This window comes from Kitasatospora sp. NPDC018619 (assembly GCF_044391605.1).
Classification (GTDB): Bacteria; Actinomycetota; Actinomycetes; order Streptomycetales; family Streptomycetaceae; genus Kitasatospora.
Genome location: NZ_JBISAI010000025.1, coordinates 67,445 through 92,498 on the forward strand (window position 1 = coordinate 67,445; position 25,054 = coordinate 92,498).

General features: G+C 77.7%; 5 protein-coding genes. 4 read left to right on the top strand and 1 reads right to left on the bottom strand.

The genetic code is table 11. The features are described 5' to 3' along the window. The first annotated feature begins 1 nt into the window (after nt 1). The 4 genes from ACH5AR_RS29925 (at nt 2) to ACH5AR_RS29940 (ending at nt 22,409) form a co-directional block, all read left to right on the top strand. The gene (locus ACH5AR_RS29925) at nt 2–19,825 is read left to right on the top strand and encodes a non-ribosomal peptide synthase/polyketide synthase (protein ID WP_396304659.1); all 19,824 of its coding nucleotides are present in this window, start codon (nt 2–4) and stop codon (nt 19,823–19,825) included. Nucleotides 19,826–19,971: 146 nt separating this feature from the next. Next, nucleotides 19,972–20,175 carry an MbtH family protein gene (locus ACH5AR_RS29930; protein WP_396304660.1) on the top strand — a complete coding sequence of 68 codons (204 nt, stop codon included), beginning with the start codon at nt 19,972–19,974 and terminating at the stop codon, nt 20,173–20,175. A gap of 95 nt (nt 20,176–20,270) precedes the next feature. Continuing rightward, on the top strand, nt 20,271–20,783 hold the full coding sequence (locus ACH5AR_RS29935) for a GNAT family N-acetyltransferase (protein WP_396304661.1): 513 nt from the start codon (nt 20,271–20,273) through the stop codon (nt 20,781–20,783). Between the two features lie 126 nt (nt 20,784–20,909). Further along, a complete protein-coding gene (locus ACH5AR_RS29940; protein ID WP_396304662.1) occupies nt 20,910–22,409 on the top strand; it encodes a bifunctional phosphatase PAP2/diacylglycerol kinase family protein in 1,500 nt (499 codons plus the stop codon). A 109-nt stretch (nt 22,410–22,518) separates the two neighbouring features. Here the strand turns inward: ACH5AR_RS29940 and ACH5AR_RS29945 are convergent, their stop codons facing one another. Next, nucleotides 22,519–25,008, bottom strand: coding sequence for a SpoIIE family protein phosphatase (locus tag ACH5AR_RS29945; protein WP_396304663.1), 2,490 nt, complete (start codon nt 25,006–25,008; stop codon nt 22,519–22,521). Between the last annotated feature and the right edge of the window lie 46 nt (nt 25,009–25,054).

Here is a 25,054-nt window from a genome sequence, read left to right on the forward strand (position 1 = left end):
CATGACGACTTCGAAGCACGACCGCGCCGCCGCCCTGCCCGCCGACCTGCGCGAGGCCCTGCGCCAACGCCTGGCCGGCCGGGCCGGCAGCGCCCTGCCCGCCGCCGAGCGGGCCATCCCGCGCGCCGACCGCTCCGGCCCGCTGCCGCCCTCCTTCGTCCAGCAGCGGCTCTGGTTCCTGGACCGGCTGCGCCCCGGGGACGCCCGCTACAACAGCGCCGTCGCCGTCCGGTTCACCGGAGCGCTGGACCGCACGGCGCTCGCCGCCGCGCTGACCGCCGTGGTGGCCCGCCACGAGGCGCTACGCACCACCTTCGCGGAGCACGACGGGCGCCCGGTGCAGACCGTCCACCCCGCCGCGCCGGTGGAGCTGCCGCTCCGCGCCCCGGCCGAGGGCGAGGACCTGGACGCGGTCCTGCTCCGGGAGTACTCCCGGCCCTTCGACCTCGCGCACGGCCCGCTGCTGCGCGCCCTGCTGGTCGCCGAGGCACCCGGGGCGCACGTCCTGCAGCTGACCGCCCACCACATCGTCACCGACGGCTGGTCGATGGGCGTCGTGCTGGACGAGCTGTGCACCGCGTACGACGCGCTGGCCCGCGGCGCCGAGCCCGAGCTGCCCGACGTCGCCACCCAGTACCCGGACTTCGCGCTCTGGCAGCGCGAGCGGCTCTCCGGCGAACGGCTGGAGCGCCAGCTCGCCCACTGGCGGGAGAAGCTGGCCGGCGCGGTGCCGCCCGACCTGCCGCTGGACCACCCGCGGCGCGGCGAGGAGGCCGGCCCCGGCGCCCTGCACACCTTCACCGTCCCCGCGCCGCTCACCGCCCGGCTGCGCGAGCTCGCCGCCGAGCAGCAGGGCACCCTCAACACCGCCCTGGTGGCCGGCACCCAGGCGCTGCTGGCCCGCTGGTCCGGCCAGGAGGACGTCACCGTCGGCTCCCTGACGGCCGGGCGCACCCGCACCGAGCTGGAACGGGCCGTCGGCTGCTTCGTCAACACCGTGGTGCTGCGCACCCGGGTGGCGCTCGGGGCCTCCTTCCGCGAGCTGCTCGCGGCCGCCACCGAGACCGGCAACGACGCCCTCGCCCACGGCGAGACGCCGTTCGAGCGGCTCGTCGAGGCGGTCGGCGCGCCCCGCGAGGCCGGCCGCAACCCGCTGTTCGACGTGCTGGTGCTGCTGCACCCGGCCCCGCCCGCGGCCGCAGCCCCGCACGGACTCGCCACCGCGCCCGTCACCGTCCCGCGGCAGGCCGCCACCTTCGACCTCAGCGTGGAGTTCGTCCCCGACGGCGAGGCGCTCACCGGCGTCCTGGAGTACCGCGCCGACCTCTTCGACGCCGCCACCGCCCGCCGCGCCGCCGACCAGCTGCTACGGCTGCTGGAGGGCGCCGCCGCCGAGCCGGACCGCCCGCTCGCCACCCTGCCGCTGCTCTCCGCCCGGGAGAGCGAGCAGGTCACCCGGGACTGGAACGCCACCGCGCTGCCCGTGGAAGCCGTCGGCCACCCCGAACTGCTCCGGCGCCGGGCCGCCCTGACCCCGCACGCCCTCGCCCTGGTCGCGGGGGAGGAGCGGCTCGACCACGCAGCCCTGGAGGCCCGCGCCGACCGGCTCGCCCGGCAGCTGATCGCCCGCGGCGCCGGCCCCGAACGGCTGGTCGCGCTGCGGCTGCCGCGCACCGCCGACCTGGTGGTGGCCGTCCTCGCGGTCTGGAAGGCCGGCGCCGGCTACCTGCCGCTGGACCCGGCGCTGCCCGAGGAGCGCGTGCGCTACCTGCTGGAGGACGCCCGCCCGGCCCTGCTGCTGGACGAGGAGACGCTGCGCGCCCTGCCCGCCCCCGACCCCGGCGACACCGCCCCGCTCGCCCCGCCGGACCCCGCGACCACCGCGTACGTGCTCTACACCTCCGGCTCCACCGGCCGCCCCAAGGGCGTCGCCGTCCCGCACCGCGCCCTGGCCCACCTGCTCGCCGCCCACCGCGCCGGCTTCGTCGCCGATGCCGGCGGCGGGCCGCTGAACGTCGCGCTGACCGCCTCGTTCTCCTTCGACACCTCGCTGGAGGGCCTGCTGCTGCTGGCCGACGGCCACCCGCTGCACCTGGTCGACGAGACCACCCGGATGGACCCGGCCGCCCTGGTCGAGTACGTCGTGCGCCACCGGATCGACTTCCTCGACCTCACCCCCTCCTACCTGCGCCAGCTGCTGCCCGCCGGGCTGCTCGACGACCCCCGCCACCGCCCCCGGGTGCTGATGCTCGGCGGCGAGGCGCTCGCCCCCCGGCTCTGGCGCGAGCTCGCCGCCCGCCCCGGGCTCGCCGCCTACAACTACTACGGCCCCACCGAGTGCACCGTGGACGCGCTGGCCTGCCGGATCGACGGCGGCGACCGGCCGCTGGTGGGCCGCCCGCTGCCCAACGTCCGCGCCTACGTGCTGGACGGGCGGCTGCGCCCGGTGCCGCCCGGGGTGAGCGGCGAACTCCACCTCGCCGGCGAGCAGGTCGCCCGCGGCTACGCCGGCCGCCCCGGGCTGACCGCCGCCCGCTTCACCGCCGACCCGTACGGGCCCCCGGGCAGCCGGATGTACCGCACCGGCGACCTCGCCCGGTGGACGGCCGACGGGCGCCTGGAGTACCTCGGCCGCGCCGACGACCAGGTCAAGGTGCGCGGCCACCGGATCGAGCCCGGCGAGATCGAGGCCGCCCTGCTGGAGCTGCCCGAGGTCCGCGCCGCCGCCGTGGCCGCCGTCCCCGACGCCCACGGCCAGGCCCGGCTGGCCGCCTACCTGGTCCTCGCCGAGGGCGCCGCCCGCCCCGCCGCCGAGCTGCGCGCGGCCCTGCGCCGCGTCCTGCCCGACCACCTGGTGCCCTCCTCCTTCACCGTGCTCGACGCGCTGCCGCTCGGCACCAGCGGCAAGCTCGACCGCCGCGCCCTGCCCGCCCCCGGCGCCGACGTGCCGCAGGGGGAGTACACCGCCCCGCGCACCCCCGAGGAGGAGGCCCTCGCCGCGATCTGGGCCGAGGTGCTGGGCGTGCCCCGGGTCGGCGTCACCGACAACTTCTTCGAACTCGGCGGCGACTCGATCCTGAGCATCCAGGCCGTCTCCCGGGCCCGCGCGGCCGGCCTGCGGATCGGCTCCCAGGACGTCTTCCGCCACCAGACCGTCGCCGACCTGGCCGCCGCCGCCCGCACCGCCGACGCCCCCGCCGCGGCCCCCGGCCCGCGCCACCCGGACGGCCCCGCCCCGCTGACCCCCGTCCAGGAGTGGTTCTTCGCCGCCCACGGCCCGCTGCGGCACTTCACCATGTCGATGCTGCTCGACCTGCCGCACGGCACGGACGAGGCGGCGCTGGGCCGCGCGCTGGCCGCGCTGGTGGCCGCCCACCCGGCGCTGCGCACCCGCTTCACCCGCACCGCCGACGGCTGGCGCCAGGAGCCGGCCGCGGACGCCGGCCCCCTGCTGAGCGCCCTCGCCCCGGGTGCGGACCGGGAGGCGGCCGCCGAGGCCGCCCGCGCCGCACTCGACCCGGCCACCGGCGCCCTGCTGCGCGCCGTGCTGTTCCGGGCCGCCGACGGCGCCCGCCCCCAGCTGTTCCTGACCGCCCACCACCTCGCCGTGGACAGCGTCTCCTGGCGGGTGCTGCTCGCCGAGCTGCCCGAGGCCTACCGGCGGGCCGCCGCGGGCGGCGACCCGGCCCCGGCGCCCGAGCCCACCGCGTTCACCGACTGGGCCCACCGCCTGGCCGAACTGGTGCGCTCCGGCGGCCTGGACGCGGACCTGCCGCACTGGCGCGCCGAGGCCGCCGCCCCCGCCGCGCCGCTGCCCGTCGACCTGCCCGGCACCCCCACCGCCGGCTCGGTGCGCACCCTGCGCACCCGCCTGGACGGGGACACCACCGCGGCGCTGCTGCGCCAGGTCCCCGAGGTCTACCGCACCCAGGTCAACGACGTGCTGCTCAGCGCGCTGGGCCGGGCCCTCGCCGACTGGACCGGCAGCGGGAGGGTCACCGTCGCCCTGGAGGGGCACGGCCGCGAGGACCTCTTCGACGGCCTCGACCTGTCGCGCACCGTCGGCTGGTTCACCGCCCAGTACCCCGTCACCCTGGACGTGCCCCGGGCCGCCGACTGGGCCGCCACCCTCAAACAGGTCAAGGAGCGGCTGCGGGCGGTGCCCCGCCGCGGCCTCGGCTACGAGGCGCTCGGCCGGCTCGGCTCGCCCGCCCCCGGCGCCGCCGCCCTGCGGGAGGTGCCGCTGCCGCAGGTCTGCTTCACCTACCACGGCCAGTGGAGCGCCCCCGAGGGCGGCGACTTCGCCCCCGCCGGGCAGGCCCCCGGCCGCGACCTCGCCCCGGACGAGCCGCTGACCCACCTGCTCGACGTCTCCGCCGTCGTCGCCGACGGCGAGCTGGAACTCACCTGGCACTACAGCGACCAGGCGCACCGCCGGGAGACCGTCCGCGCGCTGGCCGAGGCCACCGCGGACGCGCTGCGCGCCGTCGTCGAGCACTGCGCGAGCCCCGGCGCCGGCGGCCGCACCCCCTCCGACTTCCCGCTGGCCGGCCTCGACCAGGCCGCGCTGGACCGGCTCGTCGGCGACGGCCGGGACGTCGCCGACCTGCTGCCGCTCACCCCGCTCCAGGAGGGCATGCTCTTCCACCGGCTGGTCGGCGGCGAGGACGACGTCTACCTGGACCAGGCCTCGCTGCTGCTGGAGGGCGTCGCCGACCCCCAGGCCCTCGCCCTGGCCTGGCAGCGGGTCGCCGACCGCACCCCCGCACTGCGCACCTCGGTGGTCTGGGAGGGCGTGCCCGCCCCGCTCCAGGTCGTGCGCCGCGCCGTGCGGCTGCCCGTCACCCACCTGGACCTGCGGGCCGTCGACCCGGCCGAGCACGCCGAACGGCTGGCCCGGCTGCGGGCCGAGGACCTCGCGCTCGGCCTGGACATCGCCACCGCCCCGCTCACCCGGCTCACCCTGGTGCGCCTGCCCGAGGCCCGGCTCCACCTGCTGTGGACCTCCCACCACCTGGTCCTGGACGGCTGGAGCCTCGCCCAGGTGCTCACCGACGTGTTCGCCGAGTACGCGGCGCTCACCACCGGCGGCGCCCCCGCCCCCGCGGTGCGCCGGCCCTTCGCGGACTACGTCCACTGGCTGGCCGGGCAGGACACCGGGGCCGCCCGCGCCCACTGGCGGTCCGTCCTGGACGGCTTCGCCACCGCGACCCCGCTGCCCGTCGACCGCGTCCGGCACGGGGCCCACCGCGCCCGCTCGGCCGGCCGCCACAGCGCCGCCCTGTCCGAACAGGCCTCCGAGGAGCTCGCGCTGACCGCCCGCCGCGCCGGGCTGACCCTCGGCACCGTGGTGCAGGGCGCCTGGGCGCTGCTGCTGTCCCGCTACAGCGGCGAGCCGGACGTGCTGTTCGGCACCACCGTCTCCGGCCGGCCCGAGGAGCTGCCCGGCGTCGAGTCGATGATCGGCATGTTCATCAACACCCTGCCCACCCGCGTCCGGGTGGACGGCGCCCGCACCGCCGCCGACTGGCTGCGCGAACTGCAGGACGGCCAGGCCGAGGCCCGCCGGCACGCGGCGGTCTCGCTCGCCGAGCTCACCGGCTACAGCGACGTCCCGGCCGGCAGCGCCCTGTTCGAGAGCATCGTCGCCTTCGAGAACTACCCCTTCGACGACGCCCGGGCCGCCGGCACCGGGATCCGCCTGGCCGAGGTCTCCTCCCGGGACGCCACCAACTTCCCGCTGGTGCTGCGCGCCTACCAGGGCGGGCAGGTCGGCTTCGACCTCGCCTACGACCCCGGGCTGTTCGACGCCGCGACCGTCCGCACCCTCGCCGAGCGGCTGCGCCTGCTGCTCACCGAGCTGGCCGCCGGGCTGGACCGCCCGCTGCGCGCACTGGCCTGGACCACCGCCGAGGAGCGGCACCGGCTGCTGGTCGAGTGGAACGGCACCGCCCAGGGCCGGCCCGCGCGCACCCTGCCCGAGCTGTTCGCCGCCCAGGCCGCCCGCACCCCGCACGCCGAGGCGGTCAGCTGCGGCACGGAACGCCTCGACTACGCCGAACTGGACGCCCGGGCCGACCGGCTGGCCCACCGGCTGGCCGAGTACGGCGCCGCCCCCGAGCGCTACGTCGCCCTGGCGCTGCCGCGGAGCACCGAGCTGGTGGTCGCCGTCCTCGCCGTCCTCAAGACCGGTGCCGCCTACCTGCCGCTCGACCCGGGCCTGCCCGCCGAACGCCGCGCCGAACTGCTGCGCGACGCCGCCCCGGTGGTCCTGGTGACGACCGGGGAGCCGGACGGCGTCGGGATCCCCGTCCTCGCCCTGGCCGACCCGCGGGTCCGCGCCGACCTGGCCCGCCGCCCGGCGGGCCCGCTCGGCGCCGGGCACCGCCCGCTGCCCGACAACCCCGCCTACGCCATCTTCACCTCGGGCTCCACCGGCCGCCCCAAGGGCGTCGTGGTGCCGCACGCCAACGTGGTCCGGCTGTTCGAGCAGACCCGGGAGCGGCTCGGCTTCGGCGCCGGGGACGTCTGGACGCTCTTCCACTCCTACACCTTCGACTTCTCGGTCTGGGAGCTGTGGGGCCCGCTGCTGCACGGCGGCCGGCTCGTCGTGGTGCCCGAGGACACCGCCCGCTCCCCGGAGGACTTCCTGCGGCTGCTCGCCGAGGAGCAGGTCACCGTCCTCAACCAGACCCCGTCCGCGTTCCACCAGCTGGCCCGCGCCGACGCCGGGCTCCCGGAGGTCTCCGCCCGGCTGGCGCTGCGCACCGTCGTCTTCGGCGGCGAGGCGCTGGACGTCGCCCTCCTCGCCGACTGGTACGCGCGCCACCCCGAGGACGCGCCGCGCCTGGTGAACATGTACGGCATCACCGAGACCACCGTGCACGTCACCCACGCCGAGCTGGACCGGGCCACCGCGGCCGCCACCGCCGGCGGCCCCGGCCCGATCGGCACCGGCATCGCCGACCTGCGGCTCTACGCGCTCGACGGCGACCTCGCCCCGGTGCCCCCCGGCGCCGTCGGCGAACTGTACGTCGCGGGCGAGGGCCTGGCCCGCGGCTACCTCCACCGGCCCGGGCTGACCGCCACCCGCTTCCTCGCCGACCCGTTCGGCGCCCCCGGCACCCGGATGTACCGCACCGGCGACCGCGCCCGCCGGCAGCCCGACGGCACCCTGCGCTACCTCGGCCGCGCCGACCAGCAGGTCAAGATCCGCGGCTACCGGATCGAGCCCGGCGAGATCGAGGCCGCCCTGCGGGCCCACCCCGGCGTCGCCCTGGCCACCGTCGGCGTCCACCAGGACGCCTCCGGCACCCGCCGGCTGGTCGCCCACGTCGTCGGCGAGGACCCGGCGCGGCCCCCGGCCGCCGCCGAGCTGCGCGCCCACCTGGAACGGCGGCTGCCCGCCTACCTGGTGCCCGCCGCCTACGTCCCGCTGGCCGCCCTGCCGCTGACCCCCAACGGCAAGCTCGACCGGCGCGCCCTGCCCGCGCCCGGCCCGGACGGCTTCGCGGCCGGCCCCGCGCGCACCGCGCCCCGCACCCCCGCCGAGCGGCTAGTCGCCGAGGCGTGGACGGAGGTCCTGGACACCGGGGAGGTCGGCGCCGAGGACGACTTCTTCGCCCTCGGCGGGGACTCCATCCTCGCCGTGCGGGTCACCGCCCGGCTGCGCGCCGCCTTCGGCTCCGCCGAGCTCTCGCCCCGGCTGCTGTTCACCCACCCCGTGCTCGCCGACCTCGCCCGGGCGCTCGGCGAGTGCGGCCCGGGCGCCGCACCGGCCGTCATCCCCGCCGCCGACCCGGCCGCCGAGCCCCCGCTCTCCTACGCCCAGCAGCGGCTCTGGTTCCTCGACCGCTTCGAACCCGGCAGCACCGAGTACACCTCGCTGTCCGTGCTGCGGCTGCGCGGGGCCCTCGACCGGACCGCGCTCGGCACCGCGCTGGACGCGCTGGTCGCCCGGCACGAGGCGCTGCGCACCACCTACGCCGAACGGGACGGCCGGGCCCGGCAGGTGGTGCGCCCGCCGCACCCCGTCGAGCTGCCCCGCACCGACCTGCCCGCCGCGGAGCTGGACGCCCACCTGGAGCGGCTCGCCGCGACCCCCTTCGACCTGGAGAACGGGCCGGTGCTGCGCGCCCGGCTGTTCCGCACCGCCCCCGACGAGCACGTCCTCGCCCTGGCGGTGCACCACATCGCCACCGACGGCTGGTCGATGGGCGTGCTCGGCCGCGACCTCGGCGAGCTGTACGCCGCCGCCCTCGAAGGCCGCGGCCCGCGGCTGCCCGCGCTGCCCGTCCGGTACACCGACTACGCGGCCTGGCAGCGCAGCCGCACCGCGGCCGCCGAGGCCGACCTGGAGCACTGGCGGCGCGCCCTGGACGGCCTCGCCCCGCTGGAGCTGCCCACCGACCGGCCGCGTCCGGCCGTGCGCACCCGGGAGGGCGCGCTGGTGGCCTTCGCGCTGCCCGCCGCGCTGACCGCCCGGCTGCGCGAGCGCGGCCGGGAGGCCGACACCACCCTGTACACCGTCCTGCTGGCGGCCTGCCAGGTGCTGCTGGCCCGCTGGTCCGGGCAGTCGGACGTGGCCGTCGGCACCGTCACCTCCGGCCGCGAGCAGGGCGAACTCCACGACGTGGTCGGCATGTTCGTCAACACCCTGGTGCTGCGCGGGACCGTCCGGCCCGAACAGCCCTTCCACGAGCTGCTGACCGCCGCCCGGGCCACCGTGCTGGACGCCCTCGCCCACCAGGAGGTGCCCTTCGAACGGCTGGTGGACGCCCTCCAGCCGGAGCGCGACACCAGCCGCACCCCGCTGTTCCAGGTGATGGTGGCGCTGCACAACCTCGGCGCGCGGACGCCCCCGCTGCCCGGCCTGACGGTCGAGGCCGTCACCCCGCCGGTCCGCAACGCCGCCTTCGACCTGTCCTTCGACTTCGCCGAGCACGAGGACGGCCTGACCGGCTACCTGGAGTACAGCACCGGCCTGTTCGACGCGCGGACCGCCGAACAGCTCGCCGACCGGCTGACCACCCTGCTGGCCGCCGTCGCCGAGGCGCCGCGGACCCCCGTCGGCGACCTGCCGCTGATGAGCGCGGACGAGCGGCGGCAGGTCCTGGCGCAGGGCCGGGGCGAGCCGCTGCCCGGCGCGGACACCACCTTCACCGCCCTGTTCGAGGAGCAGGCCGCCGCCACCCCGGACGCCACCGCCCTCGTCGCCCGGGACACCGCCCTGGACTACGCCGCCCTCAACGCCCGGGCCAACCGGCTCGCCCGCCACCTGGCCGCCCTCGGCGCCGGCCCGGAGCAGGTGGTCGCCGTCCGGCTGCCGCGCACCTCCGAGCTGGTGGTCGCCCTGTTCGCGGTGCTCAAGGCCGGGGCCGTCCTCCAGTTCGTCGACCCGGACCTGCCCGAGGAGCGGGCCGCCCTGCTGCTCGCCGACACCCGGCCGCGCACCGTGCTCACCGAGCAGGCCCTGCGCGAGGTGCCCTGGGACGCCCTACCCGGCCACGACCTGACCGACGCCGAGCGGACCGCCCCGCTGCTGCCCGGGCACGCCGCCTACCTCATCCACACCTCCGGCTCCACCGGCCGCCCCAAGGGCGTCGTCGTCGAGCACCGCCAGCTGGTCAACCTCTGCCGCGACCACCGGGAGGGGATGCTCGCCCCGCACACCGCCGACGGCCGCCGGCTGAAGGTCGCGCTCAGCGCCTCCCTCTCCTTCGACACCAGCTGGGAGGGCCCGCTGCTGCTGGCCTGCGGCCAGGAGCTCCACCTGATCGACGAGGACGTCCGGCTGGACCCGGCGGCCTTCTGCGCCCGGATCGTCGAGCAGCGCCTCGACGTGGTCAACGTGACCCCGTCCTACCTGCGCGAACTCACCGCTGCCGGGCTGTTCGGCCCCGCCGCGCACCACCCACGGCTGCTCCAGCTCGGCGGCGAGGCGATCCCCGCCGCCACCTGGCGGGACCTGGCCGCCGCCCGGGACGGACTCGGCGTCACCGTCTACAACCTGTACGGGCCCACCGAGTGCACCGTCGACGCCGCCTACGCCCGCTGCGCCGACCACCCCGGGCGCCCGGTGATCGGCTGCCCGGGCCGCGGCGTCACCGCCTACGTGCTCGACGCCGCGCTGCGCCCGGTGCCGCCCGGCATGCCCGGCGAGCTCTACCTCGCCGGCCGGCAGGTCGCCCGCGGCTACCTCGACCGGCCCGGGCTGACCGCCACCCGCTTCCCCGCCGACCCGTACGGCGCCCCCGGCACCCGGATGTACCGCACCGGCGACCTGGCCCGCTGGACGGCCGACGGCGTGCTGGAGTTCCTCGGCCGGGCCGACGACCAGGTCAAGATCCGCGGCTTCCGGATCGAGCCCGGCGAGGTCGAGGCCGCCCTGCTGGCCCACCCCGACCTCGCCGACTGCGCGGTGGCCGCCCGCGAGCAGGGCGGCCGGGCCGTCCTGGTCGGCTACCCGGTGCCGGCCGGGCCCCGGGTGCCGTCCGCCGAGGACCTGCGGGCCTGGCTGCGCCGCACCCTGCCCGACCACCTGGTGCCCACCGCGTTCGTCCCGCTCGCCCGCATCCCGCGCACCACCAGCGGCAAGACCGACCGGCGCGCCCTGCCCGCGCCGCCCGCCCAGCCGGACCGCACCACCCCGTACGTCGCCCCGCGCCCCGGCACCGAGGAGCGGCTCGCCGCGATCTGGGCCGAGGTGCTGGGCGTCGAGCGGGTCGGCGCCCGGGACAACTTCTTCGCCCTGGGCGGGGACTCCATCCTCAGCATCCAGATCGTCTCCCGGGCCCGCGCCGCCGGGCTCGCCCTCACCACCAAGGACGTCTTCCGCTACCAGAACGTCGCCGAACTCGCCCTGTGCGCCGGGGAGCCGGCCGCGCGGACGGAAGCCGACGAGGCCGAGCCCGCCCAGGCCCCGCTCACCCCGATCCAGCACTGGTACCTCGACGGGCGCCGCCCCGGCGACGCACTGCGCTTCACCATGACCCAGCGCCTGGCGCTCGCCCCGGGGACCGACCCCGACGCGCTGCGGCGGGCCGTGCTCGCCCTGGCGGAGCACCACCCGGCGCTGCGCACCCGCTTCCGCCACGACGGGAACGGCTGGCACCAGGAGGTCCTGGCGCAGGCGCCGGACGGCCTCTTCACCCACCACCGGGGCGCCGCGGAGGACCAGGTGCAGCGGGCCGCCGAGCAGGCCCAGCGCTCCCTGGACCCGCTCCGGGGCCGGATGCTGCACGCCCTGTTCTTCGACGCCGGCGCCGAGCGGCCCGGCCAGCTCGTGCTGACCGTCCACCACCTGGCCGTGGACGGCGTCTCCTGGCGCATCCTGCTCGCCGACCTGGAGACGGCCCACCGCGCCGCCCGCACCGGCGCCCCCGTCACCCTGCCGAAGCCGGGCACCTCCTACGCCCGGTGGGCCGCCCGCCTGGAGCGGCACACCCGCTCCGGAGCCCTCGACGGCGACGCCGGGTACTGGACCCGCACCGGCGAGGCCCCGGCCGCACTGCCCCCCGGGCGGCCCGGCCCCAACACCCACGGCACCGCCGCCACCGTCACCGTGGCCCTGGACGGGGCGACCACCGACGCGCTGCTGCGCCGCGTCCCGGAGGTCTACCGCACCCAGGTCAACGACGTGCTGCTGAGCGCGCTCGGCCGCACCCTGGCCCGCTGGTGCGGCCGGGACACGGTGCTGGTCGGGGTGGAGGGCCACGGCCGCGAGGACCTCTTCGCGGACCAGGACCTCTCCCGCACCGTCGGCTGGTTCACCGCCGAGTTCCCGCTCGCCCTGCGGGTGGACCCGGAGGCCGGCTGGCACACCACCCTGCGCTCGGTCAAGGAGCAGCTGCGCGCCGTCCCGCTGCGCGGACTGGGCCACGGCGCCCTGCGCCACCTGCGCCCGTCCGCCCTGCCGGCCGGCAACGCCCCGCGGATCGGCTTCAACTACCACGGCCAGTGGGACACCCGCGCCGCCGCCGACGGGCTGGTGCGCGGCTCGCTGCCCCCGGCGGGCCGGGACACCGACCCCGACGAGCCCCGCCCCTACCTGCTGGACGTCGTCGGCGCCGTCCAGGACGGCCGGCTCGAACTGGGCTGGACGTACCCCGCGGGGGTGTACGACGAGGACACCGTCCGCGGCCTCGCCGAGCAGACCCTCCAGGCGCTGCGCGAGCTGGCCGAGCACTGCGCCGCCCCCGGCGCCGGCGGGCGCACCCCGTCCGACTTCCCGCTGGCCGGCCTCGACCAGGAGCGGCTGGACGCCCTGGTCGGCGACGGCCGCGAGGCCGAGGACGTGCTGCCGCTCACCCCGCTGCAGTCCGGGATGCTCTTCCACGGCCTGGTCGACGGGGACGGCGCCTACGTGGACCGGATCGCCGTCCGGCTGGCCGGCGTCGCCGACCCGGCCGCCTTCGCCGAGGCCTGGCAGCTGGTCGCCGACCGCACGCCGGCGCTGCGCACCGCCGTCCACTGGCGCGGCCTGCCGCACCCCGTCCAGGTGGTCGCCCGCCGCGCCGCCCTGCCCGTCCGCCACCTGGACTGGCGGGCCCTGCCGCCCGAGCGGCGCGCCGAGGAGACCGAGCGGCTGCTCGCCGAGGAGCGCGCCGCCGGCCTCGACCTCGGCACCGCGCCGCTCACCCGGCTGGTGCTGGCCGCGCTGCCCGGCCGGGAGGTGCTGCTGCTCTGGTCCACCCACCACGTGATCCTGGACGGCTGGAGCACCGGGCAGCTGCTCACCGAGGTCTGCGAGGAGTACGCGGCGCTGACCGGCGGCCCGCAGGCGCCCCGCCCCGTCCGGCGCCCGTTCGCGGACTTCCTGGCCTGGCTGCGCGAGCAGGACGGGCGGGCCGCTGAGGAGCACTGGAGCACCGCGCTGGCCGGCTTCACCGAACGCACCGCGCTGCCCTACGACCGCCGCCCGGCCGGGGCCCACCGCGCCCGCTCCACCGCCGCCGTCCACCGCACCCTGGACGAGGCCCTGTCCACCCGGCTGCGGGAGAACGCCGCCGCCGCCGGACTGACCGTCAACACCGTGGTCGAGGGCGCCTGGGCGCTGCTGCTGGGCCGCTACGGCGGCACCCGGGACGTGGTCTTCGGCACCACCGTCTCCGGGCGCCCGGCCGAACTGCCCGGCGTCGAGACGATGGTCGGCCTGTTCATCAACACCGTGCCGTGCCGCGTCCGGCTGCCCTCCGGCGGCGTGCTGCCCTGGCTGCGCGACCTCCAGGACCGGCAGAGCGACGGCCGCCGCCACGACCACCTGGCCCTGCCCCGCATCCAGGCCCTGAGCGAACTGCCCGCCGGGGAGGCCCTGTTCGACAGCATGCTGGTCTTCGAGAACTACCCCGTCGACGAGTCCGCGGCGGAGCGCACCGGCGTGCGGGTGGTCGAGGTGCGCGCGGACGACGCCACCACCTTCCCGTGGTGCCTGCGCGCCCACCTCAGCGGGCAGCTCGCCTTCGACCTCGCGTACGACCCGGCGCTGTTCGACCCGCGCACCGCCGGGGACGCCGCCGACCGCCTCGCCCTGCTGCTCACCGCCCTCGCCGACGGCCTCGACGGCGACCTGGACGCGCTCGACCCGCTCACCGCGGCCGACCGCGAACTGCTCGCCGCCTGGCACGCCACCGCCCGCCCGCCGGCGCCGAGCAGCCCGCTGCCGATCTTCGCCGAACGCGTCCGCCGCACCCCCGACGCCCCCGCGGTGCGCGACGGCGGGCGCGAACTGAGCTACCGCGCGCTCGACGACTGGTCCGACCGGCTGGCCGCCCGGCTGCTCGCCGAGGGCCTCGCCCCCGAGGAGCCGGTCGCCCTCGCGATGGACCGCGGCACCGAACTCGTCGTCGCCCAGCTCGCCGTCCTCAAGGCGGGCGGCGCCTACCTGCCCGTCGACCTGCGCGCCCCCGAGGAGCGCCGCCGCACCCTGCTGGCACGGGCCGGCGCGGCCCGCACCCTCACCGCCGGGCAGGTCGCCGACGTCCCGGCGGGCCCGGCCGTCCCCGACCTGCCGCCCGCCGACCCGGACCGGCTGGCCTACGTGATGTACACCTCCGGCTCCACCGGCGAGCCCAAGGCCGTCGCCGTGCGGCACCGCGACGTGGCCTCGCTGGCCACCGACAGCCGTTTCGCCGACGGCCGCTGCGACCGGGTGCTGCTGCACTCGCCGGTCGCCTTCGACGCCGCCACCTTCGAGGTGTGGGCCCCGCTGCTGAACGGCGGCTGCGTGCTCGTCGCCCCCGACGGCCCGGTGGACGCCGCGCTGCTGCGCCGCCTGGCCGGCCCCGGGGGCCCCACCGCGCTCTGGCTCACCGCCGGCCTCTTCCGCCTGCTCGCCCAGGACGCCCCGGACTGCTTCACCGGCCTGCGGACGCTGTGGACCGGCGGCGACGTGGTGCCCGCCGCCGCCGTGCGCCGCGTCCTGGCGGCCTGCCCCGGGCTGACCGTGGTGGACGGGTACGGCCCCACCGAGACCACCACCTTCGCCACCGCCCACGCCCTGGCGGACGCCGCGGCGGTGCCCGGCACCGTCCCGATCGGCCGCCCGCTGGACGACCGGCGGGCGCACGTCCTGGACGCCCGGCTGCGGCCCGTCCCGCCCGGCTGCGCCGGCGAGCTCTACCTGGCCGGCGAGGGCGTGGCCCGCGGCTACCTGGGCCGCCCCGGCGCCACCGCCGCCCGCTTCCTCGCCGACCCCTCCGGCCCGCCCGGCACCCGGATGTACCGCACCGGGGATCTCGCCCGGCGCCGCGCCGACGGCACCGTCGAGTTCCTCGGCCGCGCCGACGACCAGGTGAAGATCCGCGGCTTCCGGGTCGAGCCCGCCGAGGCGGAGGCCGCGCTCGCCGCCCACCCGGGAGTCGTCGACGTCGCCGTGGTCGTCCGCGAGGACCGGCCCGGCGCCCGCCGGCTGGTCGCCTACCCGGTCGGCCCCGTCGACCCCGCGGAGCTGCGGGAGTTCGCCGCCCGCACCCTGCCGGACTACCTCGTCCCGGCCGCCTTCGTCCCGCTCGACGCCCTCCCGCTGAGCCGCAACGGCAAGGTCGACCGCGCCGCCCTCCCGGCGCCCGAGGAGCGGGCCGGCGCTCGCCGCGCCCGGGTCGAACCGCGCACCGCCGCCGAACACCGCACCGCCGAGGTCTTCGCCGAGGTCCTCGGCATCCGCCCGCCCGGCACGGACGAGGGCTTCTTCGAGCTCGGCGGCGACTCCATCCTCAGCATCCGGCTCGCCGCCCGCCTCGCCGAGGCCTTCGGCACCGAGCTCGGCCCGCGCGCCGTCTTCGACCACCCCACCCCGGCCGCCCTGGCCCGGCTGCTCACCGAGGAGGCCGGCGCCCCGGCCCGCCCGCCGGTGCTCCCGGTCGCCCGCGACGGCGCCGCCCCGATGTCCCACGCCCAGCAGCGCCTGTGGTTCCTGGAGGAGTTCACGCCCGGCGTCGCCGAGAACGTCGCGCTCGCGCTGCGGCTGCGCGGCCCGCTCGACCCCGGCGCCCTCGGCGCCGCCCTGGACGCCCTGACGGCCCGGCACGAGTCGCTGCGCACCACCTTCGACAGCGTGGACGGCCACGGCGTCCAGCTCGTCCACCCGCCGACGGACGTCCCGCTGCCCCGCTTCGACCTCGCCGACCGGCCCGCCGACGACCGGCCGCGGGCCCTGCGCGAGCTGCTCGCCGCCGAACGCGCCCGCCCCTTCGACCTGCGCCGCGGGCCCCTGCTGCGGGCCGCCCTGGTCCGGCTGGCCGACCGCGACCACGTGCTGGCGCTGACCCTGCACCACATGGTCACCGACGGCTGGTCCAGCGGCGTGCTGCTCGCCGACCTGGCGCACTTCTACCGCGCCGAACTCGGCGCCGAGGAAGGCGAGTTGGCGCCGCTGCCGGTGCAGTACGCGGACTACGCCCACTGGCAGCGCACCACCGGGGCGCCCACCGCGGACCAGCTCGCCTACTGGAAGCGCCGGCTGGCCGGGGTGGTACCGCCACTGCTGCCCACCGACCGGCCCCGGCCCGCGGTGCGCACCGCGGGCGCCGCCAACGCCGCCACCGTCCGGCTGGAGCTGCCCGCCGACACCGCCCGCCGGCTGGCCGAGGTCGGCCGTCAGCGCGGCGCCACGCTGTTCACCACCCTCGTCGCCGCCGCCCAGGCCTACCTGGCCCGGCTCTGCGGGGAGAGCGACATCACCGTCGGCACGATCACCTCCGGCCGGCACCGGCCCGAGATCCAGCGGCTGGTCGGATTCTTCGTCAACACCCTGGTGCTGCGCTCCCGGGTGGAGCCCGACCAGCCCTTCGAGGCCCTGCTCGGCGAGGTGCGGCAGACCGTCCTGGACGCCTTCGCCCACCAGGACGTCCCCTTCGAGAAGGTGGTCGACGAGGTCCAGCCGGTGCGCGACACCAGCCGCAGCCCGCTCTTCCAGGTCCACGTGGTGCTCCAGAACGCGCCGTCCGCCGAGCTCGACCTGCCGGGCCTGGACGTGACCGGCATCGAGACCGACGCGGTACGGACGGCCTTCGAACTGGTGCTGGAGTTCGTCGAGACCGCCGACGGCGCGCTGCACGGGCTGTTCACGTACGACACCGACCTGTTCGACCCGTCCACCGTCGAACGGATGGCCGACCAGCTCGCGATCCTGCTCACCGCCGTCGCCGAGGACCCGGGCCGCGCCGTCGGCGCGCTGCCGCTGGCCGATCCGGACGCACCGCCCGCCGAGCCGCACGGCGGCTTCCGCCCGGTGCCCGAGGCGACCCTGCCCGAACTGTTCGAACGCCGGGCCGCCGCCACCCCCGACGCCCCGGCCCTGCTCGACGGCGGACGGCAGCTGAGCTACGCCGAGCTGGACCGGGCCGCCAACCGGCTGGCCCACCGGCTGATCGGCCGCGGCGTCGGACCGGAGCGGCTGGTCGCCCTCGCGCTGCCCCGCTCGGCCGCCGCGGTCGTCGCCCAGCTCGCCGTCGCCAAGGCCGGCGGCGCCTTCCTCCCCGTCGACCCGGACTACCCGGCGCCCCGGCGGGAGTTCATGGTCCGCGACGCCGCCGCCCACCTGGTGCTCGACGACCCGGACGAGGTCTGGGCCGCCGAGGGGCCGGACACCGCGCCCACCGACGCCGACCGCACCAGCCCCCTGACCCCCGCCCACCCGGCCTACGCCGTCTACACCTCCGGCTCGACCGGCACCCCCAAGGGCGTCCTGGTGACCCACGCCGGGCTCGCCGCCTTCGCGGCCGCGGCCGCCGAGCAGTACGCCGTCGGCCCCGGCGACCGGGTGCTCCAGTTCGCCTCGCCCAGCTTCGACGCCTCCGTGCTGGAGCTGTGCATCTCCCTGCTCTCCGGCGCCGCCCTGGTCACCGGCGAGGAGGGCCCGCTGGTCGGCGAACGGCTCGCCGAGGTGCTCGCCGCACGCCGGATCACCCACACCCTGATCCCCCCGGCGGCGCTCGCCACCGTGGAGCCGCGGACCGCCGCCGCCCTGCCCGAGCTGCGCACCCTGGTCGTCGGCGCCGAGGCCTGCCCGGCCGACCTGGTCGACACCTGGGCCCCCGGCCGGCGGATGGTCAACTCCTACGGCCCCACCGAGGCCACCGTCGTCGCCACCTGGACCGGCCCGCTGGCCCCCGGCACCGGCAGCCCCGCCATCGGCCGCCCCAGCGCCGCCACCCGCGCGTACGTGCTGGACAGCGCGCTGCGCCCGGTGCCGCCCGGCGTCACCGGCGAGCTCCACCTGGCCGGCCCCGGCCTCGCCCGCGGCTACCTCGGCCGCCCCGGCCTGACCGCCCAGCGCTTCCTGCCCGACCCGTACGGCGCCCCCGGCGACCGGATGTACCGCACCGGGGACCTCGTGCGCCGCGACGCCGACGGGCAGCTGCGGTTCGCCGGGCGCGCGGACCAGCAGATCAAGCTGCGCGGCTTCCGGATCGAGCCGGGGGAGATCGAGAGCGCCCTGCGCCGCAGCCCCCTGGTGCGCGACGCCGTCGTCACCGTCCGCTCCGACGGACCGGGCGGCGCACGGCTGGTCGGCTACGTCGTCCCCGCCGACCCGGCCCACGGCGCCCCCGCCCTCGACCTGCGCCTCCACCTGGCCGAGTCGCTGCCGGCGCACCTCGTCCCCGCCGTCTTCGTCCCCCTGGAGCGCCTCCCGCTCACCCCCAACGGCAAGCTCGACCGGCGGGCCCTGCCCGACCCCGGACCGGTCCAGGCCCCGGCCGGCCCCGGCCGGGCCCCGCAGAGCGACCTGGAACGCCGGATCGCCCGGATCTGGGCCGACGTCCTCGGCCTCGGCGCCGTCGGCGCCGACGACAACTTCTTCCTGCTCGGCGGCGACTCCATCCTCAGCATGCAGGTGGTGTCCCGGCTGCGCCGCGACGGCCTGCACCTGGCCACCAGGGACCTGTTCAGCCACCAGACGGTGGCCGAGCTCGCCACCGTCGTGCGCGCCGCCGCCGACCGCGCGGACGACGGACCGGTCACCGGCGACGTCCCGCTCACCCCCATCCAGGAGTGGTTCCTGACCACCCCGCGCGCGGCCCACCACCACTTCAACCAGTCCACCCTGCTCGAACTCCCCGCCGAGCCCGACCCGACGGCGCTGCGCGCCGCACTCGACGCCCTGCTGGAGCACCACGACGCCCTGCGGATGCGCTTCACCCGCGACGCGGCCGGCTGGCGCCAGTTCAACCCGCCGCCCGCCCCCGCCGAGGACCTCCTCGTCTGCCACGACCTCACCGGCCAGGGCACCGAGGCCGCCGACGCGGCCATGGCCAAGGCCGCCGACGAACTCCACGCCGGCTTCGACCTCGCCCGCGGCCCGCTGCTGCGCGCCGCCCTGTTCACCGGCCACCCGGAGCACCCGGCCCTGCTGCTCCTGGTCGCCCACCACCTGGTCGTCGACGCCGTCTCCTGGCGGGTGCTGCGCGACGACCTGGAGAGCGCCCACCGGCAGGCCGTCCGGGGCGAGGCGATCACCCTGGGGGAGCGCAGCACCTCGTTCCGGGACTGGGCACGGCGGCTCGCCGCGCACGTCGCCGAGGGCGGCCTGGACCACGAACTCCCGTACTGGGAAGAGGCGTCGAAGGCCCGCACGGCCCTGCCCGGCGCCCCGGCCCGGCCCGATGCCCCGGCCGGGCCCGACGACGGCGAGCGGGCGGCGGTCGGCGTCGAACTCGACGAGGCCGACACCGAGGCGCTGCTGCGCGCCGCCCCCGCCGCCTACCGCACCCGGGTCAACGACGTGCTGCTGGCGGCCCTCGCCCTCGCCCTGGCCCGCTGGAGCGGCCGGGAGGTGGTCGGGCTGGACCTCGAAGGGCACGGCCGGGAGGACCTGCTGGACGGCGTCGACCTGTCCCGCACGGTCGGCTGGTTCACCACCGTCCACCCCGTCACCCTCCACGTCCCCGACCCGGCCGGGCCCGACCAGGGCCGCGACTGGCGCGCCCTGGTGAAGTCCGTCCGCCGCCGGCTGCGCGCGGTGCCCGGCAACGGCCTGGGCTACGGCGCCCTGCGCACCTTCGGCACACCCGAGGTCCGCGAGCGCCTGGCGGGCGGCGGCCACGGCGAGGTGGTCTTCAACTACCTCGGCCAGTGGGACGCCCGGCCCGAGGCGGCCGGCGACGGCCTGGTCCGCGCCGAGCTCGGCTCCTTCGGCCAGGACCACGACCCCCGGGACGGCGGCTCCCACCCGCTGGAGGTGGTCGGCGCGGCCCAGGACGGACGCCTCGCCTTCACCTGGCACCACCGGCCGGCGCTCCACGACACCGCGGCCGTGCGCCGGGCGGCCGAGGAGTTCGCCGCCGCCCTGCGGTGGATCGCCCGGCACGCCCGGGAGGGACGGTGACCCGACCGCCCGCCCCGGCCCGGCCGCCGCCGCCGACGACCGAGGACCCCGCGACAGACGACCCGCGTCCGACACCCGCGTCCGACACCCACGTCCGACGACCCGTGACCGCCGAGATCGACCGACGACCGACGAAGGAGCCCGACATGGACGAGAACACCCGCTACCAGGTGCTGCGCAACGACGAGGAGCAGTACTCCCTCTGGCCCGCCGACCTGGAGGTACCGGCCGGCTGGCAGCCCGTCGGCACCGAGGGCACCGAGGCCGAGTGCACCGCCTACGTCGACGAGGTCTGGACCGACATGCGCCCGAAGAGCCTGCGCGAGCGCATGGAGGGCGCCGGAGCCTGACGGCCGCGGGGACGGGCAGCCGGCCGCGGCCGCACCGGCCGGCCCCGTCCCGGCCACCGCACCACCGAACCGCCACCACCCCTGAGGAGAGCACCGTGACCCCTCGACTGCGCACCGAACACCTGGAGTTCATCCCCTACCGGCCGGAGGACGAGGAGGCCTTCGTCTCCCTGCTCCGCAACGAGGACGTCTGCCGCTGGATGGGCCAGGACCTCGTGCCCGAGCCGGACATCCGCACGCTGTTCCGCGCGATCCTGACCGACGTCTACCCGCAGAACCTCTTCGACATCTGGGGCCTGTGGCTGGACGGCGCGTACGCGGGCCACGCCGAGGTCAAACGGACCGGCAACGTCGACGGCCACGAGCTGGTCACCGCGCTGGCCCCGGAGTTCTGGGGCCGGGGCCTGGGCACCGAGGTCGTGCTCGGCCTGGTCCGCTACGCCGGCGAGGAGCTGGGGGTCGACGAGGTCTACGGCATGGTGGGCGCGGAGAACACCCCCAGCCTGGCGATGTGCCGGCGGATCGGCTTCCGCCACCTGCGCGACGTCCCCGGGGACGACGGCTCGGTGACGAAGCTGCTGGCGATCTCCACCTCCGCCCCGGCCTGAGCTCCCCGGGGCCCGGTACCCGCCCCGCCGTGGCCCGCCGTCCGCCCGGCCCGGACCGTCCGTCCGGGAACACACCGGGCGGCCGCCTCCCCGGGGCAGCGGGCCCGCCTCGTTTAGGCTCGTCGGATGAAACGACTGGGGACCACACGACTGGACACGATCGACCGGGCCCTGTTCGACCGCGTCGCGGCCGCCCCGCTGCACGGCGCCCGCCCGTGGCTGCGGGCGCTGAGCCGGGCCGCCGACCACGGGGTGCTCTGGACGGCCACCGCCGCCGTCCTCGGCACGGTCGGCGGACGCCGCGGGCGGCGCGCGGCCCTGCGGGGCATCGGAGCCCTCGCCATCGCCTCGGCCACCGCCAACACCGTCGCCAAGCACGCCACCCGCCGCCCGCGCCCGGTGCTGGACGGCGTGCCGGCGCTGCGCCGGCTGCTGAGGCAGCCCGTCACCACCTCCTTCCCCTCCGGCCACGCGGCCTCCGCGGCCGCCTTCGCCACCGGTGTGGCGATCGAGTCGCCGCTGCTGGGCGCGGCGGTCGCGCCGGTCGCGGCGGCGGTGGCGTTCTCCCGCGTCTACACCGGCGTGCACTACCCCGGTGACGTCCTCGCGGGCGCGGCCCTGGGCGCGGGCGCCGCGGCCACCACCCTGCGCTGGTGGCCGCGCGCCTCGGACGCCCCGCCGCCGGCGGCCCCGGCCACCCTCCCGGCACCGGCCCTGCCGGGCGGCAGGGGGCTGTCGGTGGTGGTCAACTCCGGCTCCGGAAGCGGCGCCCTGCTGGCCGAGGGACCCGAGGAGACGGCCGGCACGCTGCGCGCCCTGCTGCCGGAGGCGGACATCCGGGTGTGCGGGCCGGACGACGACCTGGCGAAACTGCTGGCCGAGGCCGCCGACCGGGCGGGCCGGGCCGGCGGCGCGCTCGGGGTGTGCGGCGGGGACGGCAGCGTCAACCTGGCCGCCGGCCTGGCCGTCGAACGCGGGCTGCCGCTGGCGGTGTTCCCCGGCGGCACCCTCAACCACTTCGCGCTCGACCTCGGCGCCACCACCCACGAGGCCACCGCCGAGGCGGTCGAGGCCGGCACCGCCGTCGGGGTGGACCTCGGCCTGGCCACCGACGGCACCGGCACCCGGACCTTCGTGAACACCTTCAGCCTCGGCATCTATCCCGAACTGGTCCACCAGCGGGAGGCGTTGGAGAAGCGCATCGGCAAGTGGCCGGCCCTGGCGGTGGCCGTCGCCAGGCTGCTGCCGACGGCGGAGCCGGTCACCGTGCGCGCCGGCGGCCGGCCGCACCGCGTGTGGCTGCTCTTCGCCGGCAACGGGGCGTACGAGCCGGCGGGGTTCGCCCCGACCCACCGCGCCGCCCTGGCGGACGGAAAGCTCGACGTCCGGGTGGTCGACGGCAGCCGTCCCTTCGCCCGCACCCGGCTGGCCGCCGCGTTCCTGTCCGGCACCCTGCACCGCTCACGGGTGTACCGGACCGCCCGACTGGGCGCCCTGGAGCTGGACTTCCTCGGCGACGCCGACCGGATCGCCGTCGACGGCGAGAGCGTCCCCGCCGGCGGCCCGCTGCGGCTGTCCAAGCGCCCGGCCGCGCTCACGGTCTACCGCCCGCCACTCGCCGCCTGACGGCCCGCCTGGGGGCCCGTCGTCGAACCCCCGCCCGAGGGCTTCGACGACGGGCCCCGGGCGTGTCTGACAGTTCGCCGCGCACCCGGCGAGAACTGTCGGACACGCCCTAGCGGACGGCCACCCCGACCAGGCAGGTGTCGTCGTCCGTGTCGGCGCTGCTGTACCGCAGCAGGTGGTCCAGCTGGTCCTGGAGCCCGTCGACGCCCGCGGCCGCGCCGCCGTGCGCCTGCTCGACCAGTCCCGTCAGGCTGGTCAGCGAGGCCTGGAGGGACTCGTCGCGACGCTCGATCAGCCCGTCGGTGTACATCACCAGGGTGTCGCCCGCCTCCAGCAGCAGCTCGCCCTCCTCGTAGTCCGCCTGGTCCACGGCGCCGAGCAGGATGCCGCCCAGCTGCGGGAGGACGGCCGCCCGCCCCGCGCGCAGCAGGACCGGCGGCGGATGGCCGGCCCGGGCCCAGCGGAGCCTGCCGCTCCCGGGCGCGTACAGCCCGCACACCGCGGTGGCGGTGACGTTGTCGGTGAGGTGGTGGGTGACGCTGTTGAGCCAGCTCAGCAGCTGGGCCGGCCCGGCACCGGTGGCGGCCAGCCCGCGCAGGGCGTTGCGCAGCGCGACCATCCCGGTGGCCGCCTCGATGCCGTGCCCGGAGACGTCGCCCACGCACAGCAGGACGTCCCCCGAGGGCAGGGCCAGCGCGTCGTACCAGTCGCCGCCGACCAGGTGGTCCTTCTCGGCCGGGCGGTAGCGGACGGCGACGTGCAGGTCGTGCAGGTCCAGCGGCCCCCGGGCGGGGGGCATGATGGCGTGCTGGAGCTGGAGGGCCAGCCGGCTGCGTTCCGCCGCCTGCTGCTCGCTCTGGGCCAGCTGGTCGCGGGTCGCGGCCAGGGCGACCTCGGTCCAGTGCTGGGCGGAGATGTCCTGGTAGGCGCCGCGGACGATCGGCAGGCTGCTGTCGGGGCCGGGCACCGGCTCCGCCACCACCCGGATGTGGCGGGTGACGCCGTCGGGGCGCTGGAGGCGGAAGGAGGTGGAGGCCGGCCGCCGGTGGTGCAGCAGGGTGCGCAGGAACCGTCCGATGGTGTGCCGGTCGTCCGGGTGGGCGTGCTCGGCCAGCTGCCCCAGGGCGATCGGCTGGGAGCCGGGCGGCAGCCCGTGCAGCTCGAACAGGGTCTCGTTCCAGGCGATCTGACGGGTGCCCAGGTTCTCCTCGAACCCGCCGATGCGGCCGAGCCGCTGGGCGTGCTGCAGCAGCCGGGCGACCCGCGGGGTGCCGTCGCCGAGGCGCCAGACCACCGCCAGGTGGGTGCCGTGCCGGCTGATGCTGACCTGGGCCCGGGTGGTCAGCGGCACGCCGTCGACCAGGGCCGCCAGCCGCATGTCGTGGGTGCGGAAGGGCTCGCCGGTGGCGAAGACGTGCTCGACCTTCTCCGCCAGCCCGCCCGGTTCGGCCGCCAGGGGGTACGCCTCCAGCAGCGGGGCGCCCGCTATGGCACCGGTGGGCCGGCCGGCGAAGTCGACGAAGGCGGGGTTGACGTGCCGGATCGCGAACCTCGGCAGCTGGTCGTCGCCCTCGGGGGACAGCCGCAGGACCATGCAGGGGTCGAGGAGCCCGTCGACCAGCTGCCGCAGTTCGCCGAACTGCCGGTCGGCCGGATCCGGGCCGGGCAGCTCCTGGCCGTTCCAGGTCTCCAGGGTGGCGGCCGCCAGCTCCGCGAGCGCCTCGAACTGCCGCTGGAGCGACTGGGACTGCTCCGGCAGCGCGTCGTGCCAGCAGATCTCCAGGACGCCGATGAGCCGGCCGCCCCGGCCGGCCGGGACGGCGAGCCGCCCGCCGCGGATGTCGTGCTGTCCGATCGACGGCAGCGAGGCGTCGGCGAGCGTCGGGTAGCCGACGGCGGAGCGCTCGTCCAGGGCCCGGCGGGCCGGGGTGGGCACGCCCGGGGGGACGTGGCGCCAGCGGCGGGACTCCTCCTCGTGGAAGCCGGCGCTTCCGGCCAGGGAGAGCGAGAGGTCGGGATGGGCGGCCCAGATCGCGACGGCCGCCACGCGCAGGGGACGCAGCGCGTGCTCCAGCATGGACCGCGCGGCCGCCGCCGCGTCGCCGCCGGAGAGCAGGTCCGCCTCGGTGCTGCGGAGCCGGACGGCCACCGGCTCCGGCGACGGCGCGTCCGTCGACGGAGCGGCGGCGCCGGCGACGAAGCTGCGGGCGAGCGAGGAGATCTCGTCCGCGGCGGACTGGTTGACCAGGTCGGCGGCGAGCGCCAGGAGCGACGTGCCGGACTGTTCGGCGAGCAGCTCCAGCTGCCTGGCCGCCTCGGTGGGCCCGCACCGCAGGCGTTCGACGAGGACGCCGACGGCCATCTCGACCACCGCGCGGCCGGCCGCGTGGGCCTGGGCCCGGTCCAGCTCCAGCCTCAGCCGCTCGACGGTGCCGGCGAGCCGGCCGACCGCCGTCGCCTCGCGCTCCGACTGCCCGGCCCGCGGCGCTGCCGCGGGGGAGGGGGAGGGGGTGCGCTGGGGGCCGACCGCGGGTGTGCCGGGGGTCGGCTGCGCCGGCGGGCGGTGGCCCGCGGCGGACTGCTCCGGTGGCTGCTGCACGGTCGGGGCTCCTGGGGGTGTAGCGGCGTCGTGCGGGTGGCTGGGG